The organism is Paenarthrobacter sp. Z7-10 (assembly GCF_026932795.1).
Taxonomy (GTDB): domain Bacteria; phylum Actinomycetota; class Actinomycetes; order Actinomycetales; family Micrococcaceae; genus Arthrobacter_M.
In genome coordinates this window covers 25,892-37,013 of the sequence record NZ_JADPVH010000040.1, presented here as the reverse complement: position 1 = coordinate 37,013, position 11,122 = coordinate 25,892, and the positions used below count along the sequence as shown (strand labels likewise).

At 63.4% G+C, this 11,122-nt stretch carries 8 protein-coding genes and 1 pseudogene; 5 read left to right on the top strand and 4 right to left on the bottom strand.

Annotated elements, in window-relative coordinates:
• Positions 1-305 (top strand): annotated as a pseudogene (locus tag IV498_RS12700) (multidrug DMT transporter permease); the annotation flags it as partial.
• Positions 306-405: 100 nt separating this feature from the next.
• Here IV498_RS12700 and IV498_RS12695 read toward each other — a convergent pair.
• Positions 406-1,689: a sensor histidine kinase gene (locus IV498_RS12695; protein WP_269047127.1), complete on the bottom strand. Its 1,284-nt coding sequence runs from the start codon at positions 1,687-1,689 to the stop codon at positions 406-408.
• Between the two features lie 108 nt (positions 1,690-1,797).
• Here IV498_RS12695 and IV498_RS12690 point away from each other — a divergent pair, with 108 nt between their 5' ends.
• The 4 genes from IV498_RS12690 to IV498_RS12675 are packed head-to-tail and all read left to right on the top strand — an operon-like array spanning position 1,798 to position 6,429.
• Entirely contained in the window at positions 1,798-2,406 is a 609-nt protein-coding gene (locus IV498_RS12690; RefSeq protein ID WP_269047125.1) for a hypothetical protein, read from the top strand.
• Complete coding sequence (locus IV498_RS12685) at positions 2,394-3,095, top strand: ABC transporter ATP-binding protein (RefSeq protein WP_269047124.1); 702 nt, start codon at positions 2,394-2,396, stop codon at positions 3,093-3,095. Before IV498_RS12690 ends, IV498_RS12685 begins: the two co-directional genes overlap by 13 nt.
• On the top strand, positions 3,092-3,778 hold the full coding sequence (locus IV498_RS12680; protein ID WP_269047122.1) for an ABC transporter ATP-binding protein: 687 nt from the start codon (positions 3,092-3,094) through the stop codon (positions 3,776-3,778). Before IV498_RS12685 ends, IV498_RS12680 begins: the two co-directional genes overlap by 4 nt.
• Positions 3,775-6,429 (top strand): FtsX-like permease family protein, encoded by a 2,655-nt coding sequence (locus IV498_RS12675; protein WP_269047121.1) that lies wholly within the window; start codon positions 3,775-3,777, stop codon positions 6,427-6,429. Before IV498_RS12680 ends, IV498_RS12675 begins: the two co-directional genes overlap by 4 nt.
• 22 nt (positions 6,430-6,451) lie before the next feature.
• Here IV498_RS12675 and IV498_RS12670 read toward each other — a convergent pair whose 3' ends face one another.
• The 3 genes from IV498_RS12670 to IV498_RS12660 all read right to left on the bottom strand — a co-directional run bounded on the left by IV498_RS12670 (position 6,452) and on the right by IV498_RS12660 (position 10,973).
• Positions 6,452-7,189, bottom strand: a complete 738-nt coding sequence (locus IV498_RS12670; protein WP_269047119.1) for a response regulator — start codon at positions 7,187-7,189, stop codon at positions 6,452-6,454.
• A 217-nt stretch (positions 7,190-7,406) separates the two neighbouring features.
• Entirely contained in the window at positions 7,407-7,577 is a 171-nt protein-coding gene (locus IV498_RS12665; RefSeq protein WP_269047118.1) for a hypothetical protein, read from the bottom strand.
• Between the two features lie 648 nt (positions 7,578-8,225).
• Positions 8,226-10,973, bottom strand: a complete 2,748-nt coding sequence (locus IV498_RS12660; RefSeq protein ID WP_269047116.1) for a bifunctional YncE family protein/alkaline phosphatase family protein — start codon at positions 10,971-10,973, stop codon at positions 8,226-8,228.
• Positions 10,974-11,122 lie beyond the last annotated feature (149 nt).

Here is an 11,122-nt window from a genome sequence, read left to right as displayed (position 1 = left end):
TCGCCCCAGGTGACGGCCTGGTCTTCCTCTGCCTGATTGGCATCATCGCGGCCGCGTTATTGGGCTCATACTTCGTTCAAACCGCGTACTCATCCGGCCCACCCGACCTCGTGGTCGCCGGCCTAACGGTCATTGACCCCATGGTCGGCGTCACGATCGGCATCGTCGTGCTCGGCGAAGCAACCCATGCTCCGCTCTGGGCCATTGCCACGTTCGTGGCCGCCGGCGCGCTAGCCGTTTTCGGGGTATTCCAACTCTCCAGCAGACCTGAACGTCAACCCCCACATCCCGTCGGCCCACGCTGACGGCCACCCAGCCGAGCCTTATGCGGTATATCGCGGACAGGGGTTCGCCTTACGGTCGCCAAACTCTGGATTCGAGTACCTGCCTGAGGTCGCGTTGTCGTCAGGGATGGTCGGCGCGTACCGGCAGCAGCAGCGTGAATTGGGTATAGGGTGTACGGCGGGACAAGAGCAGCCTGCCGCCCTGATCCTCGGCGAGACGGCGGGCCAGGGCCAGTCCAACTCCGCTTCCGCCGTTGAAGGAAACACCGCGGCCGAAGATGCTGTCGTCAGGTATGGAGCCCCCGTCGTCCGCCACATCAATGGCGATGGCAGCATCGGACGAGCGCCCGGTCAGGGTCACGGGGCCCAGGCCGTGCTGGAGCGCGTTGTCCAGGAGCACATCCAAAATCTGAATCACCGCCGATGGAGCGACGGACGACGGCGGCAGCGCGGTTTTTATCTCCACGCGCAGCGGGCGTAACCGAGCGGCCAATGCCGCAGTCCAGCCAGCGGCTGCGCGATGGAGCAGCGGGGTGAGATCCACGGCCGGCCAGCGGGGTGCGCTTCCCCTGGTCAGCGCGATCACATCATCGATGGTGGAATTTAACACATCCGCGTGGCCAATGGCGTGTTCGACGGCGATTCTCAGGTCAGTCGCCGGGTCGGCCAGCGCCGCTTCCAGCACGGCTCGCAGCCCCGCCAGCGGAGTCCGCAGTTGATGGGAAACATTGGAGGCGAGCAGCCGCTCACGGGTCAGCAGATCATCCAGGCTCGCGGCCGCTGATTGCAGCGCTGCTCCAGCCAGATCCAGTTCCCCGACACCCGTCTCGGGCAGCCGGACGTCGAAATCCCCGTTGCCAAGGTCCACCGAAGCCTGGGCAAGCCGTTCGATCGGAGCACTGATCTGGCGTGCTGATCGGCGGGCGAGGAGCCATGCAACGGCGACGGCCAAGGTTCCGGCCAGTAGGAGGATCGCCCAGATCGCGGCCACCCGCTGCCACACGGTGGCGACCGTGCCGGCGGCCCTGATAGCACCCGTCGTCTGCTCTGCCCCGGTCACGGCGACCGCGCTTACCACCCAATCGGGGCTGTCCGGGGCGGGCTTGAGTCCCAGAATCTTCGCCGTCGCGGCGTCCGCCGTCCGTGGACCGGTTCCGGCGAGCAGATGCCCGGTACTGTCATAGAGCCCCAGCTCAGTGCCCGCCGCGGGGACGGGCATTTCCGGAACATCGCGGGTGGAAAACGCGGGGTCCACCATGAGGGCTGCGTTGAGCGCCTCCCGTTCCAGGTCAGACCTTACGGCGCCAACATTGAGGGACACGACGGCTGCAGCCAGCGGAACGAGGAAGATCAAGATGGCTAGGGTGGCGCTTGCGACCGCGGAGACGGCTATGCGTCGCCTCATGGACGCCGTCCGGCATCGGAGTTTGCCCTCCGCTTACCCTCCGGTAGCCAGGGGCTAACTGTGATTTCCCTAGGCTGGTGACAACTGCATTCCTGACCGGAGGTTCCCATGCAAACCCATCGTAGTGCTCTGCGGATCATCACTGTATCTGTCGTCGTCGCCGGAGCTCTGAGTGGCTGTTCCGCCGGATCGCAACCGTCCGCACCGCATCCTGCCGCGCCGTCGTCGTCGCCCGTCCCAGAGGTCAATCCCGCCGGAGACATTCCTGATAATCAGGCTTACATCAAAGCTGGAGCGCCCTCGGGTGATTACACGCTGCAGGTTCCGGAGGGGTGGGCGGAGGTCCGCAAAGCAAATTCCTTGACCTTCACGGAAAAGCTCAACAGTATCTCCGTCCAGGAAAGTCACACCCCGTCGGCACCAACGGTGCAGTCCGTTGGAGCGACACAGGTTCCTGCCTTGGCGGCCTCCGTGCCCGATTTTTCCCTGCTGAACGTCGCGCCGTTCAAGCGCAACGGTGGCAGCGGGATCCTGATCACCTACACCGGGAGCTCGGCGCCGGACGCCGTGACACACAAAAGCCTCACACAGGCCTTCGAACGATACCTGTTCTTCAGCCACGGGACAATTGCAGCACTGACCCTGGCCGGCGCCAAGGGAGCGGACAACGTGGATCCGTGGGCCAAGGTCAGCGGATCGTTCCGATGGACGAAATAGCCGCGTGGGCCGGGCCCGTGCTGGAGGCAGAGGAGCTGTATCGGTTCTTCCGCAGCGGTGAGGAGGAAACGCTTGCCCTTCGTGGTGTTTCCCTTTCCGTCGCCGCCGGTGAGATAGTCGCCGTCGTCGGTCCTTCAGGCTCCGGGAAATCCACACTGCTGGCGTGTCTGGCGGGTCTGGATGAACCGGCTGGCGGCACCGTCCGGATCCTCGGCCAGCGTATAAATTCAAGACCGGAAACAGAGCGGGCGGCACTTCGGGCCAAACATATCGGCGTCCTTTTTCAATCCGAGAACCTGTTCGCTCACCTGACCGTGACGCAAAATGTGCAGCTGATCCGTCGACTCAGTGACACCACATCGATCGAAGCGGCCGTCCTCCTCGAATCCCTCGGACTCGGCGACCGTGCCGGTGCCTACCCCGGCGAACTTTCCGGCGGGGAAACCGCCAGAGCCGGTCTCGCCGTCGCCCTGGCCAACGGGCCGGAACTGTTGCTGGCCGATGAACCAACGGGGGAACTTGACGCGGAGACAGGCCGCCGGTTGTTGGCGCTGCTGCGTCGGCATGCCGACCGGGGATGCGCCATTTTGCTGGTGACCCACAGCCGGGACGTCGTCGCGGCCGCGGACCGCGTGATCAGGATGAGCGATGGCCGTATTGACAACGAGGTCCTTGAGGAGGCGTCATGACAGCAGCCGATGTGCCCCTGATCCAATGCATGGGTATTTGTCACACTTTTGGTTCCGGGGCGCGTACCGTGGCCGCCGTTCGGGATGCCACGCTCCAGATCGCCCCCGGGGCTCGGATCGCGCTGATGGGACCGTCCGGCTCAGGCAAATCCACCCTGTTGCATCTGTTGGCTGGTCTGGAAAAGCCAACGTCCGGGACGATTACCGGCCGCGCCTACAGCAGCGATGCCGTGCCGCAGCCCCACGTCACCGGCATGGTTTTTCAGAGTTCAGGCCTGATCGCGGCCCTGGATGTGCTGGAAAACGTTGCCTTGCCACTGATCCTTGCCGGAGCTTCGGACGGACGGGCCCGCAGCCTGGCCCATGAGGCGCTGGAGCTCCTGAACCTGGAGGCGCTGGAGCGCAAGCTTCCGGAGGAACTTTCCGGAGGCCAAGCCCAAAGAGTTGCCATCGCCCGCGTCCTGGCCTGCCGTCCACGCCTGATCCTGGCCGACGAGCCGACCGGGCAGCTGGATCACGTGACGGCGCTTTCCGTACTCGATGTCCTGCTGCGCAGCGCGGACTCCCTGAACGCCGCTGTGCTGGTCTCCACCCATGATCCCCTTATCGCTGAACTACTTGACGAAGTGTGGAGCATGCACGATGGCGTGCTCAAGAACTCGATGGAACGGAGCCTTACGTGATCTGGATCTGGCTGGGCGGGCTGTTGCGGCGCCGAAGCGGCAGGCTATTGGCGACGGCTGGCGGTGTGGCCGTCGCCGTGGCTCTGGTGGCCAGCCTCGGCTCCTTCCTGGCCGCCGCCCAGGCCAGCATGACCGCCCGCGCGGCCGCCGGCGTCGCCGTCGACTGGCAGGTGGAACTCAGCAAGGGCGCGGATACGAATTCGGCGCTGGCCACCATCAAGGCGGCACCGGGGGTGAAGAAGGCCCTTCCGGTCGGTTACGCGCCGACGACGGGTCTGCAGGCGGTGACCGCCGGGTCCACCCAACGCACTGGTCCAGGTGTCATTCTGGGGCTTCCCTCCGGCTACGCGCAGACTTTCCCCGGCCAGATCCGGTCGCTGACAGGCTCCCCCAACGGTGTCCTGGTCGCGCAGCAAACCGCTTCCAACCTTCACATTGGCCCGGGCGACAGCCTCACCATCCAGCTGGCCGGATCCCAGTCTGTCCGGGTCACCGTCGACGGGGTGGTGGACCTTCCGCAGGCAAATTCGCTCTTTCAGACCGTCGGGGCACCGCCGCAATCGCAGCCCACAGCGCCGCCGGATAATGTCGTCCTGCTGCCCGCTGCACGCTTCGATCACATCCGGTCCGCTTTGTCCGCGCCCCATCCGGACCTGCTCAGCACTCAGATTCATGTGATGAGATCCCACCAATTGCCACCGGCACCGGCGGACTCGTTCGTGGCGGTGACGGCAGCAGCTCACAACCTGGAAGCCAGTCTGGCCGGAGCCGGTACGGTGGGCGACAATCTGGCGGCCGCACTGGATGCCGCCCGCAGCGACGCCGGATATTCCAACGTCCTGTTCCTCTTCCTGGGCCTGCCGGGCGCCGTTCTGGCCGGGATCCTAACGATCAGTCTCGCCAGGGCAGGGACGGTCCGACGTCGTCGTGAACAGGCGATCCTGCGAACCCGCGGCGCCACCGCCAGCCAAGTTGTGCGCGTCGCTGTCCTTGAAGCCGGCCTCGTCGGCGTGGCCGGAGGTCTCATCGGGCTAGGGGGAGCAGCCATCCTCGGTGCGCTGATCTTCGGCACGGCCGGGTTCGGCGCCTCCACCCTCAGTGCCATCGCCTGGCCGCTGGGCGCCTTCGCGGGTGGCCTCGCGATCGCCGGGATCGCGGTGGTGGGCCCCGCAGTGGGAGATTTCCGTGCCAGCACCGTCGCCTCTGCCCGTCGCCAGCTGGGACGTGTCCGGAACCCGTGGTGGTCGCGCTTCGGCCTGGATCTGATTGCGCTGATGGTGGCGTTCGTCGTCTTTCTGGTCATGACCCAAAAGGGCTACACCCTGGTGCTCGCGCCCGAAGGTGTTGCGTCCATCTGGGTCAATTATTGGGCGTTCCTTGGGCCAGCTCTGCTGTGGATCGGCGCCGGCCTGCTGACCTGGCGGCTAACCAATTTTGTGCTGCGGCGACGGGCAATCGTTGCCACGCTGATACGGCCGCTGGCCGGATCGCTGGGCCCCACGGCCGCCGCCAGTATGTCCAGGCAGCGATCCCTGATGTCCCAATCGGTGGTGGTGCTCGCACTTGCACTGGCCTTCGCCGCATCGACGGCAACCTTCAACGCCACCTACCAGCAGCAGGCCGAAGTCGACGCGCGGCTGACTAACGGCGCCGACGTTACAGCTACTGCCCCGCCATCCGCAGCACTGGGCGCGCACGAACGAAGCGCTGTCTCCGCGGTACCGGGAGTTATCGCCGTCGAACCGCTTGCGCACCGGTTCGCCTACGTCGGTGCGGACCTGCAGGACATCTACGGGATCCATCCCCAAACCATCACGCACGCAACGTCGCTCCAGGACGCGTACTTTCAGGGTGGCACGGCAGCGCAGATGATGGACCGGCTGGCCGCGTCCCCGGACGCCGTTCTGGTCAGCGCGGAAACCGTCAAAGACTTCCAACTCAAACTTGGGGACCATTTGACTCTGCGGGTCCAGGACACGACGACGAAACAGTTCAAACCGGTGCAATTCCATTACGCCGGAATAGTCAGCGAATTTCCCACCGCCCCCAAGGACAGTTTCTTCGTGGCCAACGCCGACTATCTGGCCCAACAGACGCACAACAGCACCGCCAACATCCTGCTCATTAATACCGGCGGGCAGAACGTAGCTTCCGTGACGGCTGCCGTCTCGGCCAAATTGGGCTCTTCCGCTGCTGTTACGGGCATAGACAGCGCCAGGTCGTCTGTGGGGTCAAGTCTCACCTCAGTGGACCTCGCCGGCCTGACCCGGGTCGAACTAAGCTTCGCCCTGCTGCTGGCCTGCTCGGCGGGCGGGTTGCTAATCTCCCTGGGTCTGGTTGAGCGCCGCCGCACCTTCGCCATCGCCACAGTCCTTGGCGCCACTCGGCGGCAGCTGCGCGGGATGATCCTCAGCGAAGGAGCCACCATCACCGTCGCCGGAGCAGCGGCCGGCGCGGTGAGCGGCTGGGCGCTGACCCAAATGCTGATCGCGGTTCTTACTGGAGTCTTCGACCCACCTCCCGCCCACGCAGCGGTCCCCGGAGGCTACTTGGCGCTCGTGCTTGCGCTGGCTGCCGGCAGTATCCTGGCAGCGGATCTACTGGCCTTCCGAGCCCGGCGGCCCGCCGTGGAAATACTCCGCGAGCCCTAGTGTCGAAGGAACGTCAGTGGCGCTAAACCGGGAGGTCGTCATTGCCGCGGCCCCCAGCGCCGGACCCGGCAGCAGGGCTGTACTCGAGGCTGTAGCCGTGGCCCCGCAGCGTTCGGATCACCGGGACGTCCTCTCCGGCCGCCGCGAGTTTGCGGCGCAGGGACGTGATGTGCACATCCAAGGTCTTCGTGGACCCAAACCAATTGGCGTCCCAAACCTCGGCCATCAGGGTTTCCCTGCCCACCACCCGCCCGGGCTCGAGCCCGAGACGTTGCAGCAGATCAAACTCGCGTGCGCGCAGCGGGATTTCCACGCCGCCCACCGTAGCCCGCCGCGAACCGGAATCAACAAGCAGGGATCCGACGGTCAAGGATGCGGACGCAGGGCTTTCCGCAGTATGGGCGCGGCGAAGATGGGCCCGAAGTCTGGCCTGAAGTTCCACGATCCTGAACGGCTTAGTCAGGTAGTCATCGGCACCTGACTCAAGTCCGGAAACCACATCCATCGACTCCTGGCGGGCTGTCAACACCACAATTACCGCCTCCGGCAGGAGAGTACGCAACTCACGGCAAACAACAAATCCGTCCAGGTCGGGAAGACCAAGATCCAACAGCACCAGATCAGCCCCCGTTTCCTTGGCAAGGGCCAAACCCTCCGCGCCCGTCGGCTCCCATCGCACGTCGTAGCCGTTGGCGCCCAATGCCGAAAGTAATGTGGATCCGATCGTCGAATCGTCTTCGATGATAATGATCCGGGACATATTTCACAGTGTAGCCGGACCGCACTTTGTTCAGAATCCGCCGCCGAAACCGGGAGCAAGCCGCCTAACCTGTGGCACATGTCCCCTGACCGAAGCCGGCCAGCCTACTCCAAACATTCGAGCTTGGTTGTGCTGAAAATACGGCGTTCGGTTATGGATAAGTTGTTTGGAGACGGCGTCGACAGTTGACCGAGGGCCCCGATAACGCTGCCCGCGTTCAGATCCCGATGAAATGACCGCAGTACTGTACCGGCACAATGGTGACGGACTGAAAATTTTCGATGCAGCGACTGATGTACTCGCCACTCTCCTGCTCGTCTTCATGCTGCTCTATTTCGCCCAAAACGGCCACCGAATCAACCTCACGGTCCAGCAAACCTTCCATCATCTACGTCCGCCGACACTGACCCCTGATCTAAGGTCAGCTCAACATCGTCCTCAACGCTCAGCAACCGCCGTCCAAGCCCATTATCAAAGCGCACCCAGACAACGCATTTATCCTCCGTCAGTTCCTCAATCAACCCTGCTGACATGTTGCCGGTCCCGTTCATGACGAAAACGCGATCACCACGATCCAGGTGTTTCCAACGATGATCCGGATCCGGTTTCTGCCGGGCAGGCAAATCAACTCGCTGCCGTAGGTTCTTGTTTCGCACCTATGCCACGCTAGTTCAGGAAGGTGAACGAGAGCCGACGGCATCCTTAAATCCGGGCAACAAACGTTACACGTGCCCTGGGTGCCCAACTCAGCGGCGCGCCAATATCACTCGTCGTTCACCCAAGATGCTGAAGCACCAATTTCCGCACTGGCGAAACAGGCCATTCACCCAAGCACGAAAGGCTCCACCGGTTCTTTCGGCGCGGAGGCGGATTCCCAGCGGCTTAGACCCGTTTTGATGTTGAACGGGACATGTCGCCACAGGCGCCGATCCGGAACAACGGATCCGGCCGGTCCCAACTGAATGGGTGCCGGCCGGTCGCTGGGGTGTGATGCCCCGAGGTTGGGGTCCCCCTTGTAAGTGTTCTTAGGTGGGGTTCAGTCTCCGGCCCCTTCCTTCGGTTCCTTCCCGGAGCCGGGCACCTGCTCGGGCAGCAGCACCGCGGAGTCTCCTGGGTAGGGGCGGGTGAAGCCGTTGGATGAGTACCAGACATCCCGGTTGCCCTGCGCCATGTTGACAGAGTCTTCACGGGACCAGTCCTGCTGGGTCGACCATTTCGCCCAGGCAGCCTCAGCGGTAACGGCCTTCGGGTTGCCCGCCGGCGCCGCCGGAGCTGTTGGCGTTCCCGGCGCTGCTGGTGTCGTTCCCTGCGTGGTTGAACCCGGGTTTCGTTCAGTCAGCGGCACCTGGTTCGGCAGGTGCGTGAAAGGGGTGAAGTTCGCTTTGTCCGTGAACACGTCGTACATCGGCTTGGCGGTCATGTCCTGGCTGTTCATGGGCGGCAGGCCAAGGATCTGCTCGATGGTGCGCATCACGTTCAGCTGGCTGTAGTAACTGTGGACCACGGCTCCGCGCTTGGCGTACGGGCTGATCACCTGCACTGGGGCCCGGTGGCCATCGACGTGGTCGACCCCGTTCTGGGAATCGTCCTCGACCACGAAGATTGCACTGTCCTTCCAGTATTTGCTGTGCGAGATTTGATCGACGATCCGACCAACCGCGAGGTCATTGTCAGCCACATAGGCCTCCGGGCTGATCCCGGTCCTGGTCGGACTCTGCGCGCTTGTCCCATTCGTATGATCACTCATAATCCAGGCCATGTTGAAAGCCGGCAGGTTGTTGTGCTTCACATAAGCCTTGAAGTCATTCCCAAACATCGCCGCACGGTACTGATCCGGGATATTCAAATCAAAATTCGGGAAGTTCGGCTTGGTGATCTTTGCCAGCGAAGGGATGTCGGTCTTCGCGGTGTAAGTGCCCAGCGGATACTTCAGCGGCCCCGGTGCCGATCCGTCGAGCACACGGGAATCGTGCAGCCATCCGTCCCAGTCCGCTGGAGTGCCCTTGCCCTTTGCGTCAGTGTAACTGTCGACCTGCTCGCCCCAGTTGTTAGCCGTCTTGCCGTGCCGCGCAGCGTTTTCCCAGATCCACCCGGATTTGACGTTCGACATGGGATCGCCGGTCTGGTAGGAGCGGGTGTAGCCGCCGTACATTTGCTGCATGTAGTTGTTCACGTAGGCCTGATCGAGCCAATGGTGCCCCTCAGCGGAGTTCGTGCCATCAGAGTACAGGTTGTCGATCAGCGGGAACTGCTTCGCCAGGGCGTGCGTATTCGGGGTCACGCGTTGACCGAATTGGGCCAGTGAGGCGTCTCCGTTGCCGCGGGGATCATCGCCGAGAACCTGATCATAGGTGCGGTTCTCCTTGACGATCATGAACACGTGCTTGATTTTCGATGGATCCCCCGTACGGGTCGGCAGCGCGACGGGAGTGGCCTTCTTACTGCCCGCCTGGTTGCGTTTGAGCAGCCCGTTCCAGTTGTTGTTCTGGAACACCTTGTCCGTGTAGGTCCGCATCTGCTTGGCGTCCGGGACTGGAACTGTCTGCACGGTCCCGACGAAGTTGTAACCCAGCCGCGAGGCTGCGGGAGTCGTGTTGACACCCTCGTTAACCGTCCCGTCGGGCCCACGCGATCCGATGCCTTGCTCACTGGCGATAACCAACCGGTTAAGCTGCTTGTCCTTCACGATCCCTGACGGGTAGGAGCCGGCAGGAATCAGACCCTCGAAACTCGGTTCCGAAGTGGCGTTCTGGTAGGAGTACACAGCGACCGCGTTGTCCCGGCCAAGGCTGACGGCCAAATGGTCCCGGTCAAGCATGGTCAGCCCGTTCGGGGTGGCACCGAACGCACCGCCCGGTATGGGGTTCGTCACGAAGGTGCGCCCAACGCGCCCCTTTGCAGTGTCGATGCTGGTGACGGTGTCGTCATCGGAATTGGCCACCAGAACAGTCCTGCCGACAGCCAATACCGCACTCGGACCGCGCCCGACGGGATAGACCCGCGACTGGGCCCCACGCGCCAAGTCGACCTCGGAGACGGTACCGGTCGAGGGGACAGCGCTGTCGTTGTTCGTCACGATCGGGGTGCCATAGGAATTGTCAGTGCGGTCACTGGCCAGCGCCGGCCGCCCACCCTGATTGCTGACATAAGCCTTCCCACCAACGACCGTGACACCGTTGGGCACGTTTCCGACCGGAATCTGCTTGACAAGAGTGTTGGTTCCCGGGTCGATCACACCAAGAGTGTTGTTCGCGGACAACGTCACCAGCAGCTGACCGTTTCGGGCAAAGGCCAGACCGGCCGGAACCGGGCTCAAACCCTTGGCTCCGGGCAGCGGCACCGTCACCGGAGCGCCCAGCCTGCCATCGGCCAGAACCGGGAAACGCTGCAAATCGTTCGGACGTGCAGCCCACAACGTTTTGCCGTCCGGGGAGTAAACGATGCCGCTGTTGGACTTGCCACCCGTACCGGCCTGCTGCAGCACAGTGTGGTTGACCAAGTCATACACGGTTACCATGCCCGCGGTGGCGCCTCCATTGTTCAACGCGGCCGCGGTCCTGCCGTCCTTGCTGAGGGCAAGCCCGAAAGGCCGGCCATTAGTCTTGATGACGTCCCCGACCGGGGATACGGACTGCCCGGTTTGGGTCAGGAAGGACCCATTAGGCTGTTGCCCGATCTGCTTCCCGGATTGGGAATCCGCTCCCATGGTCGAGGCAACACCGGCAACACCGGCAGCCGCGGTCAGGGCCAGCGCCGCGGTCACGACGATCGCCGGACCTCTCAAGCGCCGCTTTTTTCCGGACAGCCTTCCAGACTGCCCTCCAACTGAATCAGGGGTTCTGCTTCGCTGCACACGCATACGATAATGCCGCCTCTCCAGGATTAGACGGCCCCCGAACTGTAAAAGCTCGACAGGCCGTTACATACACAGGA